Raw genomic sequence first — 25,536 nt, 5'->3', positions numbered from 1 at the left:
TATGAGTAACCAGTGCTTTCACTGTAATGACCCTATTCCTAGCGGTATCGATTTAAATGTAGAAATTAATGGTAAACCAGAGCCAATGTGCTGTATTGGTTGCCATGGTGTTGCCAGTGCGATTGTTGAAAATGGTTTAATTGATTATTACACCTATCGCAGTGAGCCGGGCAATAACCAGCAGGTTATTGACCAATTAAACGATTTACAAAGTTTCGACCTTGAAGAAATCCAGCAAGAATTTGTTCACCTTGAGGGTGATACCAGTGAAACACTGATCTCTATTGAAGGCATTACCTGCTCCGCCTGTGCTTGGCTGATTGAAAGTAAGCTAAGACGTCTGCCGGGGCTGATCCATATTAATGTTAATGCCACCACTTCTCGGGCCACCATTAAGTGGCAGCAACAACAGTTACCCCTGAGTGAAATACTCGGTCAAATTCAAGCTATTGGTTACCAAGCTGCGCCGTTTGTAATGGATGGTAACGAACAACAAGACAATAAAAAATCGAAACAATTTCTGCTTAGGGTTGGCCTTGCAGGCTTTGCCACCATGCAGGTGATGATGTTTGCCTTAGCCCTATATGCTGGCTTTTTTACCGACCTCGAACAACAATACCGTGATTACTTCCGCTGGGTAAGCTTGTTATTTGCCACCCCAGTCGTCCTATATTCAGCACAACCCTTTTACTTTAGCGCCGTTAGGGCTGCGATGAACAAACAGGTGAATATGGACACCCCAGTTTCCATCGCCATACTAATTGCCTTTGGCAGTTCCTGTTACGCCACCTTTACTGGTATTGGTGAAGTGTATTTTGAATCGGTATCCATGTTTACTTTCTTTTTGTTGATGGGACGCTATTTTGAACAAAAAGCCCGTCAGCGCGCCTCTGAACATGCCAGTAACTTACATAAATTAATACCGCTTTCAGCCCATTTGGTGACCCCCGAAGGATTAACCATGGTCGCCGCTAAAAAGCTAAAAGTGGGCGATAGAATTAGCATTGCCAGTGGTGAGACCATTGCTGCCGATGGTGTCATTGTTGAGGGTAACTCTGCCGTTGATGAAGCGATGCTGACCGGTGAATCGATTCCTGTTAGCAAGCTAATGGGCGATGAAGTCTACGCGGGAACACTCAACACTCAACACCCTATCATTATTGAAATCACTAAAGTGGGCCAAGACCAACTGGTCAGTGAAATTATTCGCCTGCAGCATCAAGCGACGATTGCTAAGCCGAAAATAGCTGAAGTGGCTGATACCGTGGCGAAGTATTTTGTGCCCGCCATTTTGCTGCTATCGACACTGACTTATATCGTTTGGCTACAAATCGCCCCAGAAGATGCCTTTTGGATTGCCCTATCAGTATTAGTGGCCAGTTGCCCTTGTGCGCTATCACTAGCAACCCCAACCGCCATTACCGTCGGCACCCTAAGGTTGCAAAAGATTGGCTTATTATCAAAACGTTCCGATGTGTTTGAACGTTTAGTACAAATTAAGAATGTGATTTTTGATAAAACCGGCACCCTGACCCAAGGCCAAATCAGCCTTAATCAAACTCACACCTTAGACGACAATTATCAAGCCCAGCAGGTAATTGATATTGCCGCGGCCCTGGAGCAAGGTTCTAAGCACCCAATTGCTAAAGCCTTCATAACCGCGGCCGAGCAAACAGTAACCGCTAATAACATCGAACACCATCAAGGTGCTGGGGTATCAGGCATAATTGCCGGTAAGCTTTGGCGTTTAGGCAATAGCAGCTTTACCGAGCAAAGCGCCCAAGATGGCCAATGTGTTTACTTAAGTTGTGAAGGCCGAGCTGTCGCTTATTTTGAGTTACATGATCCCCTAAGAAGTGACGCCAGAGCGACCTGTGACTTACTTAGCCAAAAAGGCATGAACATTGTTATGGCTAGTGGCGATCAACAGCAAACCGTTGATAAAGTCGCCAATGAGCTGGGCATTAAACAGGCCCATGGCGAATTGGATCCCTTTGCCAAACTTGAGCTACTAAAAACCATTAATAACAATAATACCGCCATGTTTGGGGATGGCATTAACGACGCCCCAGTGCTTGCCAGCAGTCATCTATCCATCGCTATGGTAAGTGGCTCTATGCTGGTTAAATCTAAGGCGGATTTAGTGCTCACTAACGATAAATTAGGGGCAATTGTGCAGGCTTTTGGCCTTGCTAAAGCTACTCGTGCTATCATGCACCAAAACCTGTTTTGGTCACTGGCCTATAATGCCTTTATTATTCCCTTAGCTATGTTAGGCATGGTCGCGCCCTATTGGGCAGCATTAGGCATGTCCTTAAGCTCAGTGCTTGTGGTCTCCAATTCATTACGACTGAATAAATTAAAGTTATGAGTATTATTTACATCCTGATCCCTATTGCAATGATTTTTGTGGCTATTGCTGTAGCGGTTTTCTTTTGGGCGGTTCGCTCAGAGCAATTTGACGATCTAGAAAAACATGGTTCATCAATACTATTTGATGAACATGATAATTCAAATAAAAAACATGATTGAAGTCAGCCTAGTTGGTGCTCTGATTATGGGGCTGATGGGTTCAGGACACTGTGTAGGCATGTGCGGTGGCTTAGCTGGAGCCATTGGTCTAAATAATAAAACTCAATTTTTAGTTTCCTATAACTTAGGTAGGATCAGTAGCTATGCCTTGATGGGATTCGTGATTGCCAGTGCCAATCTGGCAATGCAACAATTATTTGATGCTGAGAAGACTCTTCTTGGATTAAGAATTGTTGCTGCCTGCTTGATGATCATGGCTGGTTTACAGCTGCTGAACATCGGCCGCTGGTTTAGTCTCTTCGAAAAAATAGGCCAATTTAGCTGGGGCAAAATACAGCCCTATGCTAATAAGTGGATCCGACCATCGTCAATGTCTCAAGCTTATATCAGCGGGATGCTTTGGGGTTGGTTACCCTGCGGTTTAGTATACAGCGCACTTGCTTGGGCACTCGCTAGCCCAACCCCTTATATTGGCAGTTTAATTATGATATGTTTTGGAATTGGGACCTTACCAGCTATGCTAGCGGTAGGAACATTCAGTAAACTAGTACACTTTGTAAAGGGCCAAAGGGTAAGATTAGCTTGTGGCCTTATTATGCTAATATTTGGAATTCATACTGGTTATATCGTATTTAACCAGTGGTAAGGAATGAAGCTTGACGACTGCGACCTTAACTTGTAATCACTGCCAGTTCAACACACTCTGCCTGCCTGGCCATCTGGGGCACAATGACGTTGAATTATTTCAGCGACATTTACAGCGAACCCCTGTTTTTCACAAGGGTGACAACCTATATAAGACTGGCGAGTTGTTTAGCGGTATCTATGTGGTCGTCAGTGGCACCGTAAAAGCTTTCAAACTTGATGCTTCTGGTCAAAAACAAATCATCGATTTTTATCATGCTGGTGAAGTCATCGGTCTAGACAGTATTAGCAGTGACACATACAAAACCACGGCCGTAGCACTTGATACTTGTGTATTGTGTAAACTGCCATTTGCTCATTTTGATGAGCTTAGCATTAACATTCCTGAAGTTGCTCGTTTGCTACTAAACTTAATGTCATCACAACTGAATAACACTAGCATAGTACACTTAAATTTAAACCAGAAGACTGCCCAACAAAAACTGGCTTATTTCTTGATCGAGTTAGACTCTAGATTAAAAAATAGGGTAACTTCTGCAAATTCTTTTATACTGGCAATGACGAGAACAGATATCGGTAATTATTTAGGCCTGACCATTGAAACCGTCAGTCGCTTTATCAATAAGTTGCAGAAAGATAATCTAATTAAAATTACTGGTAAACAAGTAGAAATTATTGATTTAAATGGACTAAAACAATTAGTAGAGCAGTAAATTAAAACTAATTGACATAACAGGAGCTATCGATGAAGCGCTTTAAAAATCTTTTAGTTGTAATCAACCCCGCTGAGCAGCAACAACCTGCGCTAGAACGTGCCTGTACCTTAGCGCAAAGAACCAATGCCAAGATCACTGCCTTATTAACCATTTTTGATTACTCATATGAAATGACCTCAATTCTCTCCGGTGAGGAAAGAGAAGCCATGCGTGATGCGGTATTGCAAGAACAACAAGCTTGGCTTAAAGATGTCATAGCCCACATTAAAGCGCCCTGCCAAGTCGACCTCAAACTTATTTGGCACAATCGCCCCTATGAAGCGATCATCAAACAAGCCATACAGCATAACTTTGATATGATTATTAAGGGGACACACCAGCATGACAAGCTCAGTTCAGTGATTTTTACTCCAACCGACTGGCATTTATTGCGCAAATCTCCTGTGCCAGTTCTACTGGTTAAAGATCATGAATGGCCGGTAGGCGGTAAAGTGCTCGCAGCGGTCAATGTTGCGGCCGAAGATGGTGCTCATCAACAACTTAACAAGCAAATACTAGACACGGGAACAAGCTTAGCAAGGGAACTAGAAGGGCATTTACATATGGTGAACGGTTACCCTAGCACCCCGGTCAACATTGCCATTGAACTGCCAGATTTTGATCCCCATGCCTACAACCAAGCAATCAAAAACCAACATCAAAATGCGGTAGTCGAGCTTGCCCAAGAACATGATATTGATCTTGAAAACTGTCATCTCAAAGAAGGTCTAGCCGAAGATGTTATTCCTGAATTAGCTCAACAAATTGATGCTGAATTGGTCATTCTAGGTACGGTCGGAAGAACGGGTTTCTCGGCCGCATTAATTGGCAACACTGCTGAGCATGTGATTGACAATCTTAACTGTGATTTATTAGCCCTAAAACCTGAAGGGTATGTATCGCCACTAGCCTAAGTTAGCTTACAGCTCACTGGACGGGCTGCGCCCTACTGGACGCCACTTCGTGGCTACCGCTTGGGCAGTAGCAAACAAAGTTTGCGTCCTGTAGTCACGTAGTGACGTGCTGTAGGCTCTAGCCGTGCGTTATAATTTAACCGCCACTCTTCCTGTTACTTTACCGGCGACAATGTCTTGGGCTTGTTGCTCAACGTCGCTTAGTGACACTAGTGTGGTGGCTTGCTTAAAGTAATCTTCCCCTAGGTTGTCTAAGGCAAACTTCCAAGCCGCTAAACGTTTACTATATGGGCAGTAAACTGAATCTATGCCTAAAAGGCAAACACCACGCAGAATAAACGGCATTACCGTGGTGGGTAAGGCAAAACCTCCAGCGAGACCACAAATGGCTGCAGCACCGCCATAATTAATCTGCGTTAAGGCTGTGGCTAACACCTTGTTGCCGACGGTATCGACCACACCCGCCCACTTTTGCTTATCTAATGGACGACCATCAATATCAAATTCATCTCTGGCCAAAATTTGAGTGGCCCCTAAGCTCTTTAAATATTCATGATTACTACTGCGGCCTGATACTGCAACAACCTCGTACCCCAGTTTAGCAAGCAGTGCCACCGAGGTCGAACCTACGCCACCACTAGCACCAGTGACCAGTATTGGCCCTTGTTCAGGGGTAATGCCATGATCCACTAATGCTTGCACACACAAAGCAGCCGTCAGACCAGCGGTACCAATTTGCATCGCTTTAAGGCCATCACAACCCTTTGGCATAGGAACTAGCCAATCGCCTTTAACACGGGCAAACTCCGCCATGCCACCTGGGTGGGTTTCGCCCACGCCCCAGCCCGTTAGAATGACTTCATCACCAACCTGATATTTAGGGTGCTCAGAAAAATGCACCACCCCACTAAAATCAATGCCTGGTACCATCGGAAAATTACGGATAATTTTGCCAGCACCCGTGATCGCTAGGCCATCTTTGTAGTTCAGTGATGAGTAACTCACCTTCACCACGACATCGCCTTGGTAAAGATCATCTAAGTTTATCGGTTTAATTGCAGCAATGGTCTTTTTATCCTGCTGCTCAAGGACTAAGGCATTAAACATGGCGTTCCGTTCCCTTATGGTCAATTAATGACTTAAGTGTATACGGTTTTTACAGCATTACCCTATGCAATGGTTCGCTTTATCATTATCGTGCTGACGAGATAAGTGTTGGGTAAAAGCCGTCTTCACTTTGAGTGAGGTATCGTTTATCTAACCAATACCCTAATGCTGCGACAAGTTGGCCATTGTAACAAAGCATGGGCACTTGCTCGCGTTGCCAAGGGGGGACATTCAACTCTTGCCAGAGCTTTTTAAGGGGGCGAGATTTATCCCTAAAACTTGGGCAACATAAGGTAGAACTCGGAAGGCCATACTCTATGGTGATCACTTCATCAGTATTGGGCTTACGAAGTCTTTCACCGTCATCTAACGACTGAAGGAGCCACCCTTGACCGTTTACATCTAACTGCTCTGGCAACTTTGGCAGCTGCTGTCGTTGTGGGACAGCACTAGGCTTAATGATATAAACCTTACTTTTAAAACGCCTCAGTTGCCAACTGGCCCAGCTGACACAAACTTTAGCGTCTTCTTTCGCCGTTAATTGTTGCTGCATTTGCTTTAACTGACTTAATGACGGCATCAGATTGGCAAATTTAGCAATATAGGTACGTAATAGCTGCCCTTGTAATGATGATGACTGCTGTTGCCATAGGCTAACGTCTAATAACCCTTGTTCATCACACAATAGTGCTAGCTTGTCGATAAGCAGCTCTTGCAACAATTGTTGTTCTTGATGAATCAAGCCCGCACTACGACTTAGGGTTTTACCAAATTGTGGCCAACGTTCTGTTAATAATGGCCTAACTTTGTGTCTAATAAAGTTACGGTCAATATCAAGGTCAAAATTGGTTTCATCGCTGATGGTAGGAATATCATGACAGTTAGCGAACTCAACTATCTTTTCTCGGCTCCAATCTAACAGTGGTCGATATAAACCATGCTCATCGGCAAAGCTTTGGTAGCTCACAATCGACTTCAAACCATTCGGACCGCTCCCACGCTTGAGCGCCAGCATAAAGGTTTCGATTTGATCGTCTTGGTGATGGGCGGTAAGCAGCAGACTGGGTTTATCCAAGAATTGATGGATTTGCTGATAGCGCATCTCCCTGGCTAGGGCTTCTTTAGATTGCCTAGCGCCTTTAGATACCTCTATGGTGCTTTCAAAGTAAGGCAATTGATAGCTTGCAGCACGGCTTTGACAGAGCTTGGCCCAATCATCGGCATTAGGGCTGATTCTGTGATTAATATGAATAAGGCGAATATCGAGCTGGGGTTGGTCTGACTTGAGCTTAGCCAATAAAAAGGCTAAAACTTCGGAATCCGTACCGCCACTATAACCTAGGGCAATAGTCGGAAAGTTTTGGGCATGAAGCAACAACGCCTCCTTAAAGGAGGCGTAATCATCTTGGTATTGGCGATTAAGCGTAACCATAGCTCATTAAGCGCTCATAACGACGCTCAATCAGTGAGTCTGAATCATACTGCTCTAGCATTTTCAGTTGTGATTGTAGACTTTCTTTTAAGGTTGCCGCCATGGCTTCAAAATCTCGGTGTGCACCGCCCACTGGTTCGGCAATCACATCATCAATTAAACCAAGTTCTTTAATTCTATTGGCAGTAATGCCCATGGCTTCAGCGGCTGCAGGTGCTTTTTCCGCACTCTTCCATAAAATAGAAGCACAACCCTCTGGTGAAATTACCGAGTAAGTTGAATATTGCAGCATGTTCACTTGATCACCCACACCAATGGCTAGTGCGCCACCAGAGCCACCCTCACCAACGACTGTACAGATCACTGGCACTTTTAAGGTGGCCATCTCTTTTAAGTTAGTCGCAATAGCTTCAGATTGACCACGCTCTTCAGCACCTACGCCAGGGTAGGCCCCTGGGGTGTCGATAAAGGTGATAATTGGCATATTAAAACGCTCAGCCATCTTCATTAGACGCAGCGCTTTACGGTACCCCTCTGGACGTGGCATACCAAAATTACGACGGATCTTTTCTTTAGTATCACGGCCTTTTTGATGACCAATAACCATTACTGGTTGATCGCCTAAGCGCGCGGTACCAGCAACAATCGCTTCATCATTAGCAAAAGCGCGATCCCCTGCTAATTCATCAAAATCAGTAAAGATCAAACGTAGGTAGTCTAAGGTATATGGACGTTGTGGGTGACGCGCTAATTGCGATACCTGCCAAGGCTCTAGATCAGAAAAAACTTTCTTAATCATACTGTCACGCTCAGCCGTCAGTTTATTAAGCTCAGCGTCAATATCAAAGTCAGCAGAATTAGCAGCAATATTTTTTAATTCGTCTATTTTTGCCTGTAATTCTGCAATTGGTTGTTCGAAATCGAGAAAATCTAAATTCATTGTTATTCCCATGTAGGGGCACAGTGCCCCTTAATACTTAATACGCACAGCTTCAGAGCCAAACACAGTCTCTAAAGCTAAAATACACTCATCAGTTGGCATTAACGCCCAATTTTGCCCGAGTTTGATACGAGCTCGACCAGCATCACTACTGTAATTCACATTCACAGGCAACTGGCCACCTTTATGCAGTTCAAGTACTGACTCTAATTGCGTTAAGGTGTCATTATTGATCTTGTTGCAGCTTAAGTCGATATCTATTGATTCCGCTCTTTCTATACGAGCTTGACATAAGTCCACAATATTTCTGGCGGTCATTCTATTACCTCCAGCAAAATCATCAAAGCTGACCTCTCCTTCTACGACAATTATTTTATCTTTAACTAATAATTCTTGATACTTTTCATAGGCATCAGTAAACAACATGACCTCTAAACGACCACTTTTATCATCGAGAGTGACCGATCCCATTTTAGCGCCTTTCTTAGTAAGCATCGTCCTAACCCCAATAATCAGTCCTGCGGCTTTAACGGTCTGGCCACGGCCTGTAGGGTGTATGTCCTTAAGGCGGTTAGAGGTATAAAAACTTAACTCTGGTAAGTATTGATTAATAGGATGCCCAGTTAAAAAGAGTCCTAGGGTGTCTCTTTCACCATCAAGCCAGACTTTTTCTGGCCACTGTGGACAATCGACAAATTGTTGCAATTGTTGCTCAGAGTCATGCTCATTGAGCAGACCGAACAGATCTGCTTGCCCTCCGGCTTCTGCTGCAGCATGTTGCGAAGCGGCTTTAATGGCATCTGGCAATGTCGCCATCATGGCTGCTCGATGGGGCCCTAAGCTATCCATAGCACCGGCGGTGATCAATTTTTCAATCACCCGCTTATTTATTTTTTTAAGATCTACCCGAGCGCAAAAATCAAATAAATCTTTAAAGGGTTTACTATCACGGGCCTTTAAAATATTGTCAACGGGGCCTTCCCCTACTCCTTTGATTGCGCCGATACCGTAAACAATCGCGCCATTTTCATCAACATTAAATCGATAGATCCCTTTATTTACGTCTGGTGGTAACAATTTCAGGCCGATACGTTCACATTCATCAACTAACGTCACGATCTTGTCGGTATTATCCATATCAGCAGACATCACTGCCGCCATAAAATAGGGCGTGTAATGTTGCTTCATCCATAGGGTCTGGTAGGACACTAAAGCATAAGCGGCGGAGTGGGATTTGTTAAAGCCGTAACCTGCGAACTTTTCAACCAGATCGAAAATTTTCATCGCCAGATCACCATCAACACCGTTTTTCTCGGCCCCTTCTCGGAAAGTTCCACGCTGTTTAGCCATTTCTTCTGGCTTTTTCTTACCCATAGCACGACGTAACATATCGGCACCACCAAGGGTATAGCCTGCAAGTACCTGAGCAATTTGCATGACTTGCTCTTGGTACAAAATAATGCCGTAGGTTGGCTCTAGGATCTCTTTTAAAGACTCGTGCTGATATTCAGCATCTGGATAAGATACCTTTTCTCGACCATGTTTACGATCAATGAAGTTGTCTACCATCCCTGACTGTAGTGGCCCAGGACGAAATAGCGCTACCAATGCAATAATATCTTCGAAACAGTCCGGTTGCAGACGCTTAATCAGATCTTTCATACCACGGGATTCGAGCTGGAATACCGCCGTGGTTTCACTGCGTTTAAGCATATTAAATGACGCGGTGTCATCTAATGGAATAGAGGTAATATCAATCGGTGGTTTGCCAACTTTGGCTAAATCTTTGTTGGCCATTTGTACGGCCCAATCGATGATCGTTAACGTTCTTAAGCCCAAGAAATCGAATTTAACTAAACCAGCGGTTTCTACATCGTTTTTATCAAACTGGGTAACCGGGTTATTACCCTCATCATCACAATATAGGGGAGCAAAGTCGGTAATGGTAGTCGGTGAGATAACCACCCCACCGGCGTGCTTACCAGCGTTACGAATGGTTCCTTCGAGTAAACGACAGGTATCGATTAATTCTTTAACGTCTTCATCGCCCTCATAAGCCGCAGGGAGTTCTGGCTCAGCTTCAAAGGCTTTTGCCAACGTCATGCCAGGGTCGCCGGGGATTAACTTGGAAATTCTATCAACAAAACCATAGGGGTGGCCCAGTACCCTACCCACGTCTCGAATTACTGCTTTAGCCGCCATGGTACCGTAGGTAATGATCTGAGATACCGCATCACGACCATACATTTCAGCGGTATGGTCAATCACCTCATCACGCCTATCCATACAGAAATCGACATCGAAATCAGGCATCGACACACGTTCAGGGTTCAAGAAACGCTCGAATAGCAAATCGTATTCTAATGGATCAAGATCGGTAATATCTAGGGCATATGCAACTAACGACCCCGCCCCCGAACCACGACCTGGACCAACGGGAATGCCGTTATCTTTACCCCACTGGATAAACTCCATTACAATAAGGAAGTAACCAGGAAAGCCCATTTGGTTAATTACTTGCAACTCAACCTTGAGGCGCTCATCATACTCAGGACGACGCTCAGCCCTTATGGTCTCGTTAGGAAACAGTTTTAATAAACGTCTTTCCAAGCCTTCTTCAGATACCTTCACCAAAAAATCTTCGGTAGACAGATCACCGGTTGGGAAATTAGGTAAGAAGTATTCCCCCAAACGAACAGTCACGTTACAACGTTTAGCAATCTCTACGGTATTTTGCAGCGCCTCCGGAATATCGCTAAATAGCTCCAGCATTTCTTCTTCGCTGCGTAAATATTGCTGCTCAGAATACTTTTTAGGACGACGTGGATCAGCAAGGGTATAGCCATCGTGAATAGCGACCCGAATTTCATGGGCTTCAAACAATTCGGGCTCAATAAACACCACTTCATTGGTCGCCACCAAAGGTAAATCATGAGCTGCGGCAAACTCGACCGCCGCATGCAAATATTCTTCCTCTTGGGCCCGCCCGGTTCGAATCAGCTCGACATAGTAACGGTCAGGGAAATGCTGTTGATAAAAGCCAATAATATCTTGGGCAAGCTCCAAATTTCCCTTTAATAAGGCTTTGCCTAAGTCTCCCTCTCTGGCACCCGATAATAATAAAGTGCCTTCACTAAATTTAGCTAACCACTGCTTATCGATACAAGGGCGACCATGAACATAACCTCGCAAATAAGCTTCAGATATCAGCAAAGTTAAATTCTTATACCCTTGATTATTCATTGCAATGACGGTGATGCGACAAACCTCATCTTGCAATTCATCGGTTAATAAATAAAAGTCTGCACCAATAATGGGTTTAACGCCGGCACCATGACAGGCGCCATAAAACTTTACTAAACCACATAGGTTGGTTTGGTCCGTGATCGCCACTGCTGGCATATTAAGTTCAGACACTTTATTAATTATAGGCTTAACTTTGTTGACACCATCTACCATGGAAAAGTCAGAGTGTAGCCTAAGATGAATAAACTGAGGTTGCTGCATGTAATCTTGCTCTATTGTGCTCTAGGATTTTTGTTCTAATAAATTTTTAATCGGCTTAAAGCTTTTTCGATATTGTTCTATAATGCCATGCTTCTCTATCGCTTCAAAGTGAGCTTTGGTTGGATACCCTTTATGTTTGCCAAAACCAAATTGTGGATACAACTCATCTAAGGCCATCATATCGTTATCCCGCTCTACTTTAGCGATGATTGATGCCGCACTGATTGCTTCAATCAAACCATCCCCTTTGACAATGGCTTCTGCATCAATGCCAAAATCAGGGGTACGATTGCCATCAACCAACACTTTATCGGGTTTTACAGCCAAGCCAGACACACAACGTTGCATCGCCACCATAGTCGCCTGCAAGATATTAATTTCATCAATTTCTGCAGGCGTAGCACGACCAATACACCACGCCAACGCTTTCTCTTTAATTTCTAAAGCCAATGCATTGCGCTTCTTTTCTGACAGCTTTTTGGAATCATTTAAACCCGCAATTGGCTTATTCGGGTCTAAAATAACCGCCGCGGTGACAACATCACCGACAAGTGGGCCGCGGCCCACTTCGTCTACACCAGCAATTAACATGCTTGTCTTTCCTCGATCATAGCCAAAATACAATCAGCGCTGCGCTCGGATGCATTTTGTTTTAATTCAATATGGATCCGTTGGTATTCAGCCAATAACGCGGAATTATCGCCATCAATGAGCTTAGCCACTGCATTACATAGGTTATCTGCCGTAAGCTGATCTTGAATTACCTCTTGCACCAAGTCTTTATTGGTCGATAACAAGTTAGGCAATGAGTAGCGGTCAATCTTCATCATTGGTTTGGCAATGGCGTAAGTAATCGGACTTACTCGGTAAGCCACGACCATAGGCTTCTTCAACAGGAGTGCTTCAAGCGCTGCGGTGCCAGAAGCTAATAACACCTGATCAGCGGCAATCATGCAATCACGGGAGTTACCCTCAACCAAAGTAATATCTTGATTGAAGCCCACTTGTTCTATGGCATCAACAAATTGTTGCTTTCTATCAGCATTGACTAATGGCACGATGAAATTAAGCTGTGGGTACTTGCTCTTAAGTTTAGCCATGGTTTCAATAAACGGTTCAGCTAAGCTTTTTAACTCGCCCCGGCGAGAACCGGGGAGCACCGCCAAATAATGCTTCGCTTGATCTAAGCCAAGCTGCGCTCTGGCAGCCGCTTGGTCACACTCAAGGGGAATATCGTCTGCTAGGGTGTGACCCACAAAGGTACAAGGGACTTGGTGCTTATCATAGAAGGCTTTTTCAAAAGGTAACAGTGACAACACCATATTGGTGGCCGCTTCAATTTTGAAAATACGCTTAGGTCGCCAAGCCCATACCGACGGTGAAACATAATGGATCGTTGGAATACCAACCGCTTTGAAAGCAGGTTCGACCCTTAGGTTAAAGTCTGGAGCATCAATGCCAATAAAGGCATCAGGCTTAATCTCGAGTAAATCCTTGATAATCCCTTTTTTGACTTTTAGCAGACGTGGCAATCTAGAGAGAACTTCTACCAGTCCCATTACTGCTAATTCTTCCATTGGGTATAGGCTTTCAAAACCTAAAGCTTGCATTTTAGGGCCGCCAATACCAACAAAGCGCGCCGTTGGATGGCGCGCTTTAATGGATTTGATAAGCCCTGCTCCTAGGATATCACCAGACATTTCACCGGCGATCATACCTATGATCAGATTGTCCTTGCTCATCTTATCGAATAATTCCTCGCTGGGAGTTGCTTAGATTGGCTAAAAACTTAGCGACAGCTGGGTACGCTTTAGCTTCAATTGCAATTTCTTGCTTTGCTTCGTCAAGTTTTAAGCCCTTACGGTATAAGGTCTTATAGGCGCGGCGGATAGCCATAATTTCTGCTTTCTCAAAACCACGACGTTTTAAACCTTCCACATTAATGCCAACAGGCTTAGCATGGTTGCCATGGGCCATGACAAAGGGTGGCACGTCTTGTACAACTATCGAGCCGCCAGCGATAAAGCTATGGGCGCCTAAAGTACAGAACTGGTGTACAGGTACTAGCGCGGTCAAAATGACGTAGTCTTCAACGGTTACATGACCCGCTAGGGTGGCATTGTTACCAAGAATAACGTTATCACCCACCACACAATCATGGGCAATATGAGCATTAACACAAAATAGATTGTCGTTCCCTACTTTAGTGATACTGTTATCCTGAGTCGTACCACGATGCATCTGCACGCTTTCTCGTATGACATTGCGTGATCCAATCTCTAAAAGAGTATCTTCACCTGCATATTTTTTATCCTGACAATCTTCACCCACTACTGCGAATGGGAAAATTTTATTGTCATCCCCCATGATGGTGCGTCCTTTGATCACCACATGGGACATAATCTCATTGTTTTCACCAATAGTGACATCGCCACTAATGTAGGTAAAAGGGCCAACCGTGCTGCCAGCGCCAATGCTAACATTTCCTTCGATCACAGCACTTGGGTGAACCTTTACGCTCTCATGGATCATGCTTCAATTTTCCTTTTAGCGCACATTACTTCGGCACTACACACTAATTGCCCATCAACTTTTACTTCACCGTAAAACAGACCGACACCGCGTTTATCTTTGAGAAGTTTAACTTCAAAATGAAGCTGGTCACCCGGTTCGACAGGACGCTTAAAACGTGCCTTATCGATACCTGCAAAATAATACAATTCATCATCTGCTGGCTTACCAGAAGTTTTGAAGGCTAATAGCCCTGTTGCTTGTGCCATAGCTTCAAGCAATAAGACCCCTGGCATTACCGGTTTAATAGGAAAGTGGCCAGTAAAGAAAGGCTCATTAATGGTCACGTTTTTGATGGCATGTAAGCTTTCACCAGGAGTGAAATCCAATACTCTATCAATAAGTAAGAAAGGATAACGATGAGGTAAATATTGCATTATCTCATGGATGTTCATTGTATTTTTGTCTGACACCTAAATCACCATTTATTCGTCGTCTGACTGGATTGACTGTTCAATCCTTTTAACTTTAGTAAATAATTCATTTAATTGACGGAATCTTGCTGCATTTTTTCGCCAATCTTTATTAGCCATATGCGGCGTACCTGAGGAATAAACGCCTGGCTCTGTAATATTACCCATGACCATAGTGCGACCTGTAATATGAACTTTGTCAGCTATTTCAATATGACCATTGATAGCAACTGTGCCACCAAGAATGCAGTATTTACCAATTTTTGTACTGCCTGCAATGGTAGTACAGCCCGCAATTGCGGTGTTTTGACCAATAATCACGTTATGGGCAATTTGTACTTGGTTATCAATGATAACCCCATCTTCAATGATGGTGTGCTCTAGAGCGCCACGGTCAATGGTGGTGCTGGCACCAATCTCAACATTATCACCAATATGTACTGAACCAAGCTGCGGTATTTTAATCCAATTGCCCATTTCATTAGCATAGCCAAAACCATCAGCACCGATAACCGTTGCCGAATGCACCGTAGAGTTGGCACCAATTACCACATCATGATAAAGGGTAACATTAGCACGCAGCACAGTATTTTCACCAATTTTACAACCTTGGCCAACTACTGTACCAGGCCCCACCTGAACACCCGCTGCTAGTTGTACATTTGCTTCAATTACCGCATTAGCACCCACCGCAACCCCCTCAGCTAGTTGTGCACTTGGGTCAATAAACGCACTCGGGTGAATTGCAGTAGCAGCAGCTGGAGTCGTATCAAGTAACTGGGCAATACGTGCATACCCCACATAGGGGTCTTTTAGGACAATGGCATTACCTTGATAATCCGCAGCCGCTTGCTCAGTCAACAGTACCGCGCCGGCTGAAGTATCTTTAAGTTGTGACTTGTACTTGGCATTGGCCAAGAAAGAGATTTGATCAGCTTGAGCATTATTAAGGGTATTCACCCCTTTAATAGCAAGGTCGGCGTCACCCACTAAGGTGCCGCCGACATGAATGCTCAATTCTTGTAAAGAATAGAACTTTTGCAAAAGATGTTCCTTATTTCAGTCTCGCAATTACTTCATCAGTAATATCTACTACCTTGTCTGAAATATAGACTACTGAGCCAGGTTCTAACACTACATCGTAACCTTTCTCTTTTGCATAACCATTTAACGCTTCTTGAGTTTGACGAGCAAGCTGCTGTTGAGCTTGTTGCTGGAACTGTTGAATTTCCCTTTGTAACGGCTCACCTTTGATTTTCATCTCATTTTGCCATGCCATCATTTTTTTAGCACTTTGTTCTTTTTGCTCTTTAGTCCAAAAGTCTTTATTGGTTTGTGCTAATTTAGCTTCTTGTTGAGCATCTTGTTGAATTTTTTGAATTTCAGCCGTACGGTCAGAAAACTTTTCTTTTAATTGATTTTTAATGACTTCTGCTTGTGGTGAAACTGCCATCACTTTTTGAAAGTTAAAAATAGCAACTTTTATTTCTGCTTGCGCCACAAATGAAGCTGACATAATTGCTAAGATAGCAACTGCACGGGTTAATAGGTTTTTCACTGTTTTCTCCTTAATAAAAAATTCTTAAAACATGACTTAGAAAGTACGGCCGATATTAAACGAGAATACTTCGGTATCATCACGAGGTTGCTTCTTCAATGCTTGCGCTAGACTAAACACCATAGGCCCCATTGGTGAAATCCATTGTACACTTAGACCTGCTGAAGCTCTATAGGCGTATGGGTCAGAATAGTCTGAAATTCTAGCAAACTCGCTCGCGGGAAGGTCGCGATATGCATTGTAATCAAACTCTGTATCCCAAACGTTACCAGCATCAACGAAGAAACTGGTTCTTACACTATTTTTATATGACTCATCCAAAAATGGGGTAGGAACAATTAACTCGGCGCTAATCGTTGCTAACGCATTACCACCAATAGAGTTGCCCCCATAGATAGCAATTTGGTTTTCAGGGCCTGGTAGTGAGCAAGAGTTGCCAGATGGATCTGGCGCACATGGCTCAAGGCCTCTAGACATATAAAACGACCTTGGGCCAACAGTATTGGACTTAAAGCCACGTAATACAGTTGAACCACCCGCATAAAAGTTCTCCCAGAACGGTAAGATCTGATCATGGCGACCAAACTTTCCGTAACCGTTACCATAACCAATACGACCGCGGGCTAGGAAAACCCAATCATGATTACGGTCAAGTGGGAAATAGTGACTGTCTTCAAAATTCATTTTGAAGTACTGTAAATCCGAGCCGGGTACTGTCATTTTGCCATAAAGTGTCTGCTTAGAGCCACTGGTCGGGAAGGTACCGCGGTTTAGTGTTGAACGTGACCAACTGCCATTGATCTCATAATTATCAAAACTTAAATCTGCGTTAGGATCATTGGGATCACGATAGATGTTATAGAACCTAAGTGCCTGCTCATAGGCTGAGATCTCACTAATGGTGTTATGCTTAAACATGGCACCAAAGTTCAAACGATTGTACTCATTCAATGGGAAACCCATATCGGCGCCAATACCATAAGAGCTGTTTTTATATTGCTCAAGGTTCGCTCGTCCAGCATCATACTCCTGCCAGAATATATTGGCACCAGCAGAAACACCATGCTTGGTAAAGTATGGATCGCGGTATGATAAGTTAATGTTTTTAGAGTATTTATTGGTGTTTAAGTTAATACCAACTTGGTTGCCGGTACCCATAAAGTTAGATTGGGAAATACCAAACTGCAGCGAAAGCCCAGATTGAGTACCGTAACCGACACCAGCATTGAAGGAACCTGATGGTTGCTCTTTTACTTGGAAGTTAACATCAACTAAGTCGTCTGCCCCAGGTATTTGTATCGTCTCAGATTCAACCGTTTCAAAAAAACCTAATCGGTTCAGGCGATCTTTAGACAGCTCAACCAAGCGGTTATTTAACCATGCCCCTTCCATTTGGCGTAATTCGCGACGCAAAACCTGATCTTTGGTGACTTGGTTGCCGGTAAAGTTAATATTGCGAACGTAAACACGTTTACCTGGGTTGATATTAATATTTAAGGTAACTTCTTTGGTTTCGTCATCAATCTCTGGGTAGGTGGTAACTTCTGGGTAAGCATAACCAAAACGTCCTAAATACTTAGAGAACATCTCTTCAGTATAAGTCACATCGGCACCGTTATATTGGCTACCACCTTGAATTGGCACTAAGCGCTTCATCAGCTCTTCTCGGCCCAGTAAATCGCCAAGAAGATTGACCTCTTTAACCTTATATTGTTCACCTTCATCAACGTTTATGGTGATGTAAATGCCTTTTTTATCTGGGGTTAAAGATACTTGCGTTGATGTTACCGCAAAACGCACATAACCACGGTTCTGATAATAACTTTCTATGGATTCTAAGTCTGCTTGAAGCTTTTGCTTTTGATAACGAGCTTCGGAGAAGAAATCCCACCACGCGATATAATCGGTAAGCTCAATTTGAGCGATCAATTCAGCGTCAGAGAAGGCTTCATTACCAACAATGTTAATTTGCTTAATTTCAGCCGCTAAGCCTTCAGTAAAGTTAAACTTAAGTTCAACCCTATTTCTTGGCAGTTCAACAATCTGCGCCTCAACTTTAGCGCCATATTTACCGACACCATAATAAAAGTCTTGAAGCGACTTTTCGATACCGCGCAACATTGTTCTGTCGAGTGCTTGACCAACCTTAACATTAGAGTCGTTCAGACTTTCTGTTAACTGCTCGTCTTTGATGTCCTTATTACCTTCGAACACTACCTCAGCAATCGTTGGACGCTCTCTTACTACAACAATCAGTGTTTCACCATCACGATGGATCTGCACGTTCTCATAATTACTGGAGCCATATAAACTGCGAATGGCACGCTTAATAGCCATTTCATCAATTTGCTGGCCAACCTTGATGGGTAGCTGCAGCAACGCCGCCCCTAAACCAACTCGTTGTAAACCTTCAAACTGTATATCATCAACGACGAAAGGCTCGATATTCGACGCCATTACTGTGCTGCTAAAACAAACACCAGCAAACGCGAGTGAACGGATAACTTTATTTAATCGCATAAAGCACTTCTTATTATCATTTGAATCCATGCTCAGAGTCTAGCAATATCATTAAATATCGCTAGGGTCATCATTGCAAAAAGCAATGCGGCGCCAATTCTGAATCCTACTTCTTGTACCTTTTCAGGTACTGGTTGCTTTGTAATAATTTCTATTAAATTAAAAAATAAATGGCCACCATCTAATACTGGTAATGGCAACAAATTCATTATTCCTAAATTCACACTGATCAAAGCGAGAAAACTTAGGAAGTACACTAAACCGTATTGCGCACTATTTCCAGCCCCTTGTGCAATAGAAATGGGACCACTGATGTTTTTGACTGAAACATCACCAGTAAACAGTTTGCCTAAGATACTAAAAGTCATGCTAATGAGCTGTTTGGTTCTATCAACAGCCTGCACAAAACTATCAACTAAGCCAAATTGTAAGTTAATCCGATAGTCATCAGGGTAAGCCGTTGTCTTGGGTGCTACGCCAATTTTAGCCACCTCTTGGCCTTGACTATCTTTGCCAACGGTTGGCCAAATCTTAAGTTGCTGCAATTGACCATCACGCTTGATCAAAAAGGTCATCTCAGCTGAACCATTACCCTGAATTAACTTAACAAACGTTGCCCAATCGGTAAATGCTTGACCATTAATCTCAACCAGCTCATCTCCCACCCTTAGGTCGGCGAGTTTAGCGGCCGAACCATCTAACACTTGCGCGATGATAGGTAATACCTTAGGACGAAAAGGGCTTAGCCCCAATGCGGTAATGGGTGACTGCTTATCTGGGTCAAATTGCCATTGTTCAATATTAAGCAGATAACTTTGTTGATAGAGAGGGTTATTTGGATCTTGTAGCCTAATTGCTACGGTTTCATCACCGATATGGGATACTAATTGCATCGCCACATCTTGCCATTGCGACACCTGATTACCCGCAACATGGGTAATTTGCATAGGCCGCTCAACCGCCATGATTGCCGCCGGCGTATCCACTTCAACTTTATCAATGATAGGCTTAACAGCAGGCACCCCCAACAAAAACATAAAATACAGGGCGACAATAGCAAACAAGAAATTGGCAATAGGACCTGCAGCAATAATCGCACTTCGAGCCCATACTGATTTTTGGTTAAAGGCATAGGGTTTATCTTGCTCAGAAACCTCTTCAAGCCTTTCATCGAGCATTTTTACATAGCCACCCAAGGGAATGGCTGCGATCACAAATTCAGTGCCTTTGGCATCGATTTTACGCCATAAGGTTTTACCAAAGCCAATAGAGAATTTCTCTACTTTCACACCACACTTTCTCGCCACCCAAAAATGGCCGTACTCATGGATTGCAATCAAAATGCCTAAAGCGACAATAAATGACCCTAAATTCCATATTAGGTCGAACATTAATGCATCCTTTTAATTATGCCTTGGGCGATACGACGTGCTTGTTTGTCCCACTCTAAAATTGCATCGAGACAATCGAGCGGCTGATGTTGCATAAAATTTAACACTTCAGCATTTGCCTTATAAATATCAGTAAAGCCAATTTTTTTATCCAGAAACGCGGCTACGGCCTCTTCATTCGCAGCATTTAATGCTGTTGTATAGCTTTGGCCTTGGTGACAAGCGTCAATCGCCATCTTCAAACCAGGGTATCTTTGATAATTAGGTTCAACGAAACTTAATTGTCCGACTCTAAAAAAATCTAAAGGTTCAACTCCAGCTTCAATTCTTTGTGGATGGGCTAAACAATGGGCAATCGGGGTGCGCATATCAGGCTGCCCTAACTGAGCGACGGTAGAGCCATCTTTATACTGCACCATAGAATGAATTACTGATTGAGGGTGAATCACTACCTGGATCTGCTCGGCAGACGCATTAAACAGCCACTTCGCTTCAATGTATTCCAATCCCTTATTCATCATCGTGGCCGAATCTACGGAAATTTTCCTACCCATTGACCAATTAGGATGTTTGCAGGCCTGCTCTGGAGTGACCTGCGACAAAGCGCTAATATCATGATTGAGGAATGGCCCACCTGAACCGGTAAGCAAAATACGCTCTACCCCAGCCGAGCTAAGGTCACAGTGACCTAAATTATCTTTAATTTGATCCGGTAAACATTGAAAAATAGCATTATGCTCAGAATCAACTGGTAAAATAATGCTTCCCGATTGCTGGGCTTGCTGCATAAACAACTCGCCTGACATGACCAGTGATTCTTTATTTGCCAATAAAACTTTTTTTCCCTGTTTTACCGCAGCCATCGTTGGCAATAAACCTGCTGCCCCAACAATAGCCGACATCACCGTATCATAACTGTCTGAAGCCATTAATTGGCATAAACCATCCAAGCTATCAATAATTTCACAATTAAGCGCACTCGGAAGTTGCTCAGAGAGTTGTTTAGCCGCACCAGCAGCAAGTAATACGGCATACTTAGGTTTATGCACAAGGCACAATTCAAGCATTTTAGCGACATTTGAATAGGCCGCTAAAATGGTTACTTGATAGTGGTGTTGATGCCGAGATAAGACATCAAGGGTATTTGTGCCGATTGAACCTGTGGCACCCAGTACAGCTAAACGTTGCATATTAAGCACCTAACACAATATACAACAGAGCAAATACCGGGATGGCTGCCGTCATTGAGTCAATACGATCCAATACCCCACCATGACCAGGCAGAATGTTACCCGAGTCTTTAATGCCAGCATTACGCTTGAATAAACTTTCTAATAGGTCACCGAACGCAGAAATGACCGTGGTCACCACCGCAATTAAAATCATAACTGGCCATTCAACATCCAACACATAGTGCCCATAAACACTTGCACCAACAACAGCAAACAGCAAACCACCGGCGAACCCTTCTATTGTTTTGCCAGGACTCACTTTTGGCATTAACTTTGTCTTGCCCATCGCTTTGCCAACAAAATAAGCACCAGTATCAGCCAACCACACCATTAATAAGGGCGCTAAGATTAACCAACCACCAAAGTAATCTGATTGATTATTCGGCACACTATGGAGAATAACAAAGGCAATAAATGCTGGGAAAAGGGTTAATTGACCAAATAAAGATTTACTGAAATGACTGTCTTTCCAGTAATCTGTACCTTTTGGATAGGTGATCACCATAACAATGGCCACAAGCCACCATAAGCCAGCAAGCATCAAGATAGCTTGCAGGGTAATATTCAACTGATCGCTGTACCAAAACTGTTGCAGTGGCACCAAATAAAGTGTCGCAATCATCAACAGCGCTAGGGTAATAACAAAAGAAATTTGGGTGGCCGTACAACCCGGCTGGATAAGATTGCCCCACTCCTTCGCCGCAAGACAGAATATGGCAAATAGGGTTGCCACAAACAACCACTGAGGAGCCAAAAAGATAAGTGCCATAAACGCTGGTAATAGAACCAACGCAGTCATAATACGTTGTTTTAACAAAATAACCTCTTTTAAGAATTAGCTTCTACTTGCTCACCTGTTTTGCCAAACCTTCTCTGGCGAGAGGAAAACTCAATAACTGCGTTTTCAAAACAAGTTTCATCGAAATCAGGCCATAATTCTTTACTGAAATACAATTCAGCATACGCTGCCTGCCATAATACAAAATTACTGATCCGTAGATCACCGCCGGTGCGTATTAATAAATCAACCGGTCCTTGTTCTGCCATACACAAATTTTGAGCTATTTTTTGTTCTGTGATTTGTTCTGGCTTGAGCTCACCTTTTGCAACCTGTTGGGCTAATTGTTGAGCCGATTGGGTAATGTCCCAGCACCCGCCATAATTAGCAGCCACATTAAGTGTCAAAATATTATTATTGGTGGTTTGTTGCTCTGCTTTATTAATTTGAGTTTGTAAGCTCTCAGAAAAACGACTGAGATCACCAATAATTTTTAACTTTACACCATTTTTGTCCAGCAATTTAATCTCTCGCTGCAGTACCTTCATAAATAGCTGCATCAGTAGATTAACTTCATTTTCTGGACGAGACCAATTCTCGCTTGAAAAAGCGAACAACGTCAGTGATTTCACACCATGCTCTATTGCCGCCTTAACAGCTCGTCTAACAGCTTTAACGCCTGCTTGGTGGCCAAAAACTCTAGGTCTGAATCTTTGCTGAGCCCAACGACCATTACCATCCATAATAATAGCAACATGTTGTGGGGGGATTATCGCTTTATGATTTGCGTTTTTTGGAACTGACAACTCCAAGTCCTCTATTTCATACTGATTAGTTTTAAACCTTTTAACAACTAATTAGTATTAGCAAAAACGCCGTGTACTTACACCTCAGTATTGGGTATTAGCACTACGGCGCCATCAATTAAGCAATTAAATGAAATTAAACTTCCATTAACTCGCTTTCTTTCGTTGCTAAAATTGCATCGATTTCCTTGATGTGAGCATCCGTTTCTTTTTGAACTTGATCCTCACCACGGCGAGAGTCATCTTCGCTGATCTCTTTCTCTTTTTCCAGTGATTTAATGTCACCATTTGCATCACGGCGGATATTTCGTACAGCAATACGACCATTCTCAGCTTCTTGACGCACAATCTTGATAAAATCGCGACGACGCTCTTCAGTTAATGGCGGTAATGGGATACGGATTAAGGTACCTGCAGACATCGGATTTAAACCAAGATCTGAAGTCATGATGGCTTTTTCTACCGCTTGAATCATAGTGGCATCGAAGACCTGTACCGTCAATGTACGAGAATCCTCGGTTCCTACGTTGGCCACTTGGTTAAGGGGCGTAGGAGCACCATAATATGGCACCATGATAGTATTTAATAGGCTTGGATGGGCACGACCAGTTCGTACTTTAGCCATTTGCGTTTTGGTTGCTTCAACCGTTTTTGCCATACGTTGCTTGGCATCATCTAAAATATCATTAATCACTTTAGAGTTCCTTGAATATCAATAAATTCTTATTCAGCATTGCTGATTAGTGTACCTTCGGCTTCACCCATAATGACTTTACGTAGGGCGCCTGGCTTGTTCATGTTGAACACCTTAATAGGTAACTCGTGGTCACGGGCTAAGGTAAATGCAGCCAAGTCCATTACTTTTAACTCATTATCCAGTACGTCTTGATAACTGATGTTATCATATTTTACTGCATCTGGGTTTTTCATTGGATCATCTGAGTAAACGCCATCAACTTTCGTACCTTTTAGCACTGCATCGGCTTCAATTTCGATACCACGCAAACAGGCAGCTGAATCGGTTGTAAAGAAGGGGTTACCTGTACCAGCAGAAAAGATTACTACACGACCTGTTTTTAAAAGACTGATCGCTTCAGCCCAGTTATAACTGTCACACACACCATTTAGTGGAAATGCTGACATAAGGCGAGCGTTGACATAAGCACGATGCAATGCATCACGCATAGCCAGACCATTAATAACGGTTGCTAGCATACCCATATGGTCACCAACCACACGGTTCATACCCGCTTTCGCTAGACCTTCACCACGGAAGATATTGCCGCCACCAATCACTAACCCGACTTGGACACCAAGCTCAACCAATTCTTTGATTTCTTGGGCCATACGATCTAGGACTTTAGGATCAATACCGAACCCTTCATCACCCATCAGGGCTTCACCACTTAATTTTAATAGAATGCGTCGTAATGTTGGTTTTGGATTAGTGCTCATTATCTCTTGCCTTTATCTGAAAAAACCGCGGCTATGGCCGCGGTTCTAATTGGTACTATTAAAAGCTTATTAAGCCTTTGAAGCAGCCATTTGTGCAGCAACTTCTGCAGCGAAGTCACCTTCAGCTGCTTTTTCAATACCTTCACCTACTTCTAGGCGAATGTAGTTAGAAACTGTAGCACCTTTTTCTTGTAGGAACTGACCAACAGTTTTCTTAGGTTCCATGATGAAAGCTTGACCAGTAAGAGAAATCTCACCAGTGAACTTCTTCATACGACCAGTAACCATCTTCTCAGCGATTTCAGCAGGCTTGCCTTCGTTCATCGCGATTTCAATTTGAACTGCTTTCTCTTTCTCTACAACCTCAGCTGGTACATCTTCTGGGTTTAGGTAGTCAGGCTTAGAAGCCGCTACGTGCATTGCAACGTGCTTAAGAGTTTCTGCATCAGCTTCACCCGTTACCACCACACCGATACGGTCGCCGTGACGGTAAGAAGCAGCAGAAGTGCCATCGATGTAAGCAACACGACGTACGTTGATGTTCTCACCGATTTTAGCAACTAGAGCAACACGAGTTTCTTCGAATTGTGCTTGCAGTTCTTCAATTGAAGAGCGGTTAGCAGCAGCAGCGTCTAGTACTTGGTTAGCGAAACCTAGGAAGTTTTCATCTTTCGCTACGAAGTCAGTTTGACAGTTAACTTCTAGTAGTGCGGTAAAACCTTCACCAGCTTTAACTAGAATAGCGCCTTCAGCAGCAATATTACCAGCTTTTTTAGCAGCTTTAGCAGCACCGCTCTTACGCATGTTTTCAATCGCTAGATCGATGTCGCCGTTAGTTTCAACTAGGGCTTTTTTACAATCCATCATGCCAGCGCCAGTGCGCTCGCGTAACTCTTTAACTAGGGCAGCAGTAATTGCCATGGTTAAGTCCTCAAAATATGTTGATTCTAGTATCAAAAAAGGGGGGGCATTCCCCCCCG

At 43.4% G+C, this 25,536-nt stretch carries 23 protein-coding genes; 5 read left to right on the top strand and 18 right to left on the bottom strand.

The genetic code is table 11. The annotated features are described in order from the left end of the window. The first annotated feature begins 1 nt into the window (after window position 1). From GFB48_RS06830 to uspE, 5 genes are read left to right on the top strand one after another with little or no spacing between them, the layout of a single operon-like run. Window positions 2–2,371 (top strand): heavy metal translocating P-type ATPase, encoded by a 2,370-nt coding sequence (locus GFB48_RS06830; protein ID WP_163933021.1) that lies wholly within the window; start codon window positions 2–4, stop codon window positions 2,369–2,371. Then, entirely contained in the window at window positions 2,368–2,532 is a 165-nt protein-coding gene (gene ccoS, locus GFB48_RS06825) for a cbb3-type cytochrome oxidase assembly protein CcoS (RefSeq protein WP_163933019.1), read from the top strand. The genes GFB48_RS06830 and ccoS overlap by 4 nt, the downstream gene beginning before the upstream one ends. Further along, a complete protein-coding gene (locus tag GFB48_RS06820; protein ID WP_163933017.1) occupies window positions 2,525–3,178 on the top strand; it encodes a sulfite exporter TauE/SafE family protein in 654 nt (217 codons plus the stop codon). The genes ccoS and GFB48_RS06820 overlap by 8 nt, the downstream gene beginning before the upstream one ends. Before the next feature lie 10 nt (window positions 3,179–3,188). Further along, a complete protein-coding gene (locus GFB48_RS06815) occupies window positions 3,189–3,890 on the top strand; it encodes a helix-turn-helix domain-containing protein (RefSeq protein WP_163933015.1) in 702 nt (233 codons plus the stop codon). Window positions 3,891–3,922: 32 nt separating this feature from the next. Continuing rightward, the gene (gene uspE, locus GFB48_RS06810) at window positions 3,923–4,846 is read left to right on the top strand and encodes a universal stress protein UspE (RefSeq protein ID WP_163933014.1); all 924 of its coding nucleotides are present in this window, start codon (window positions 3,923–3,925) and stop codon (window positions 4,844–4,846) included. A gap of 129 nt (window positions 4,847–4,975) precedes the next feature. Here uspE and GFB48_RS06805 read toward each other — a convergent pair whose 3' ends face one another. The 18 genes from GFB48_RS06805 to tsf form a co-directional block, all read right to left on the bottom strand. After that, on the bottom strand, window positions 4,976–5,953 hold the full coding sequence (locus tag GFB48_RS06805) for an MDR family oxidoreductase (protein WP_163933013.1): 978 nt from the start codon (window positions 5,951–5,953) through the stop codon (window positions 4,976–4,978). Between the two features lie 85 nt (window positions 5,954–6,038). Next, on the bottom strand, window positions 6,039–7,328 hold the full coding sequence (tilS, locus tag GFB48_RS06800; RefSeq protein ID WP_205597693.1) for a tRNA lysidine(34) synthetase TilS: 1,290 nt from the start codon (window positions 7,326–7,328) through the stop codon (window positions 6,039–6,041). Between the two features lie 43 nt (window positions 7,329–7,371). Continuing rightward, entirely contained in the window at window positions 7,372–8,325 is a 954-nt protein-coding gene (gene accA / locus GFB48_RS06795) for an acetyl-CoA carboxylase carboxyl transferase subunit alpha (protein ID WP_163933011.1), read from the bottom strand. A gap of 30 nt (window positions 8,326–8,355) precedes the next feature. Further along, the gene (gene dnaE, locus GFB48_RS06790; protein WP_163933010.1) at window positions 8,356–11,832 is read right to left on the bottom strand and encodes a DNA polymerase III subunit alpha; all 3,477 of its coding nucleotides are present in this window, start codon (window positions 11,830–11,832) and stop codon (window positions 8,356–8,358) included. A gap of 21 nt (window positions 11,833–11,853) precedes the next feature. Further along, complete coding sequence (rnhB, locus tag GFB48_RS06785) at window positions 11,854–12,423, bottom strand: ribonuclease HII (RefSeq protein ID WP_163933008.1); 570 nt, start codon at window positions 12,421–12,423, stop codon at window positions 11,854–11,856. After that, a complete protein-coding gene (gene lpxB, locus GFB48_RS06780; protein ID WP_163933006.1) occupies window positions 12,417–13,574 on the bottom strand; it encodes a lipid-A-disaccharide synthase in 1,158 nt (385 codons plus the stop codon). The genes rnhB and lpxB overlap by 7 nt, the downstream gene beginning before the upstream one ends. Before the next feature lies 1 nt (window position 13,575). Beyond that, complete coding sequence (lpxA, locus tag GFB48_RS06775; RefSeq protein WP_163933005.1) at window positions 13,576–14,364, bottom strand: acyl-ACP--UDP-N-acetylglucosamine O-acyltransferase; 789 nt, start codon at window positions 14,362–14,364, stop codon at window positions 13,576–13,578. Further along, window positions 14,361–14,816, bottom strand: a complete 456-nt coding sequence (gene fabZ / locus GFB48_RS06770; RefSeq protein ID WP_163933004.1) for a 3-hydroxyacyl-ACP dehydratase FabZ — start codon at window positions 14,814–14,816, stop codon at window positions 14,361–14,363. The genes lpxA and fabZ overlap by 4 nt, the downstream gene beginning before the upstream one ends. A 12-nt stretch (window positions 14,817–14,828) precedes the next feature. Continuing rightward, window positions 14,829–15,860 carry a UDP-3-O-(3-hydroxymyristoyl)glucosamine N-acyltransferase gene (lpxD, locus tag GFB48_RS06765; RefSeq protein WP_163933002.1) on the bottom strand — a complete coding sequence of 344 codons (1,032 nt, stop codon included), beginning with the start codon at window positions 15,858–15,860 and terminating at the stop codon, window positions 14,829–14,831. A gap of 10 nt (window positions 15,861–15,870) precedes the next feature. Next, entirely contained in the window at window positions 15,871–16,374 is a 504-nt protein-coding gene (locus tag GFB48_RS06760; RefSeq protein WP_163932999.1) for an OmpH family outer membrane protein, read from the bottom strand. A gap of 36 nt (window positions 16,375–16,410) precedes the next feature. Further along, window positions 16,411–18,894: an outer membrane protein assembly factor BamA gene (bamA, locus tag GFB48_RS06755; RefSeq protein WP_163932997.1), complete on the bottom strand. Its 2,484-nt coding sequence runs from the start codon at window positions 18,892–18,894 to the stop codon at window positions 16,411–16,413. A gap of 32 nt (window positions 18,895–18,926) precedes the next feature. Further along, window positions 18,927–20,285 carry a sigma E protease regulator RseP gene (gene rseP, locus GFB48_RS06750; protein WP_163932996.1) on the bottom strand — a complete coding sequence of 453 codons (1,359 nt, stop codon included), beginning with the start codon at window positions 20,283–20,285 and terminating at the stop codon, window positions 18,927–18,929. Further along, the gene (gene ispC / locus GFB48_RS06745; RefSeq protein ID WP_163932994.1) at window positions 20,285–21,475 is read right to left on the bottom strand and encodes a 1-deoxy-D-xylulose-5-phosphate reductoisomerase; all 1,191 of its coding nucleotides are present in this window, start codon (window positions 21,473–21,475) and stop codon (window positions 20,285–20,287) included. Before ispC ends, rseP begins: the two co-directional genes overlap by 1 nt. A gap of 1 nt (window position 21,476) precedes the next feature. After that, complete coding sequence (locus GFB48_RS06740; protein WP_163932992.1) at window positions 21,477–22,334, bottom strand: phosphatidate cytidylyltransferase; 858 nt, start codon at window positions 22,332–22,334, stop codon at window positions 21,477–21,479. A gap of 11 nt (window positions 22,335–22,345) precedes the next feature. After that, window positions 22,346–23,101, bottom strand: coding sequence for a polyprenyl diphosphate synthase (uppS, locus tag GFB48_RS06735; protein ID WP_240464837.1), 756 nt, complete (start codon window positions 23,099–23,101; stop codon window positions 22,346–22,348). 136 nt (window positions 23,102–23,237) lie between these two features. Continuing rightward, on the bottom strand, window positions 23,238–23,795 hold the full coding sequence (gene frr, locus GFB48_RS06730) for a ribosome recycling factor (protein ID WP_163932989.1): 558 nt from the start codon (window positions 23,793–23,795) through the stop codon (window positions 23,238–23,240). A gap of 29 nt (window positions 23,796–23,824) precedes the next feature. After that, a complete protein-coding gene (pyrH, locus tag GFB48_RS06725) occupies window positions 23,825–24,556 on the bottom strand; it encodes a UMP kinase (RefSeq protein ID WP_163932986.1) in 732 nt (243 codons plus the stop codon). 69 nt (window positions 24,557–24,625) lie between these two features. Then, window positions 24,626–25,477 (bottom strand): translation elongation factor Ts, encoded by an 852-nt coding sequence (tsf, locus tag GFB48_RS06720; RefSeq protein WP_163932983.1) that lies wholly within the window; start codon window positions 25,475–25,477, stop codon window positions 24,626–24,628. Window positions 25,478–25,536: the final 59 nt, after the last annotated feature.

It is taken from the genome of Paraferrimonas sp. SM1919 (assembly GCF_010993985.1).
In the GTDB taxonomy this organism is placed as follows: domain Bacteria; phylum Pseudomonadota; class Gammaproteobacteria; order Enterobacterales; family Shewanellaceae; genus SM1919.
The sequence above is the reverse complement of the archived record's forward strand: the minus strand, read 5'-3'. Positions and strand labels throughout refer to the sequence as shown.

What these genes read in the sequence shown, in the direction of transcription:
- rseP (WP_163932996.1), bottom strand. Translation starts at nt 20,285, where the DNA reads ATGTTCGACCTAATATGGAATTTAGGGTCATTTATTGTCGCTTTAGGC.
- GFB48_RS06820 (WP_163933017.1), top strand. Translation starts at nt 2,525, where the DNA reads ATGATTGAAGTCAGCCTAGTTGGTGCTCTGATTATGGGGCTGATGGGT.
- uspE (WP_163933014.1), top strand. Translation starts at nt 3,923, where the DNA reads ATGAAGCGCTTTAAAAATCTTTTAGTTGTAATCAACCCCGCTGAGCAG.
- lpxA (WP_163933005.1), bottom strand. Translation starts at nt 14,364, where the DNA reads ATGATCCATGAGAGCGTAAAGGTTCACCCAAGTGCTGTGATCGAAGGA.
- dnaE (WP_163933010.1), bottom strand. Translation starts at nt 11,832, where the DNA reads ATGCAGCAACCTCAGTTTATTCATCTTAGGCTACACTCTGACTTTTCC.
- tsf (WP_163932983.1), bottom strand. Translation starts at nt 25,477, where the DNA reads ATGGCAATTACTGCTGCCCTAGTTAAAGAGTTACGCGAGCGCACTGGC.
- lpxB (WP_163933006.1), bottom strand. Translation starts at nt 13,574, where the DNA reads ATGAGCAAGGACAATCTGATCATAGGTATGATCGCCGGTGAAATGTCT.
- bamA (WP_163932997.1), bottom strand. Translation starts at nt 18,894, where the DNA reads ATGCGATTAAATAAAGTTATCCGTTCACTCGCGTTTGCTGGTGTTTGT.
- pyrH (WP_163932986.1), bottom strand. Translation starts at nt 24,556, where the DNA reads ATGAGCACTAATCCAAAACCAACATTACGACGCATTCTATTAAAATTA.
- GFB48_RS06805 (WP_163933013.1), bottom strand. Translation starts at nt 5,953, where the DNA reads ATGTTTAATGCCTTAGTCCTTGAGCAGCAGGATAAAAAGACCATTGCT.
- GFB48_RS06830 (WP_163933021.1), top strand. Translation starts at nt 2, where the DNA reads ATGAGTAACCAGTGCTTTCACTGTAATGACCCTATTCCTAGCGGTATC.
- accA (WP_163933011.1), bottom strand. Translation starts at nt 8,325, where the DNA reads ATGAATTTAGATTTTCTCGATTTCGAACAACCAATTGCAGAATTACAG.
- ccoS (WP_163933019.1), top strand. Translation starts at nt 2,368, where the DNA reads ATGAGTATTATTTACATCCTGATCCCTATTGCAATGATTTTTGTGGCT.
- rnhB (WP_163933008.1), bottom strand. Translation starts at nt 12,423, where the DNA reads ATGTTAATTGCTGGTGTAGACGAAGTGGGCCGCGGCCCACTTGTCGGT.
- ispC (WP_163932994.1), bottom strand. Translation starts at nt 21,475, where the DNA reads ATGCAACGTTTAGCTGTACTGGGTGCCACAGGTTCAATCGGCACAAAT.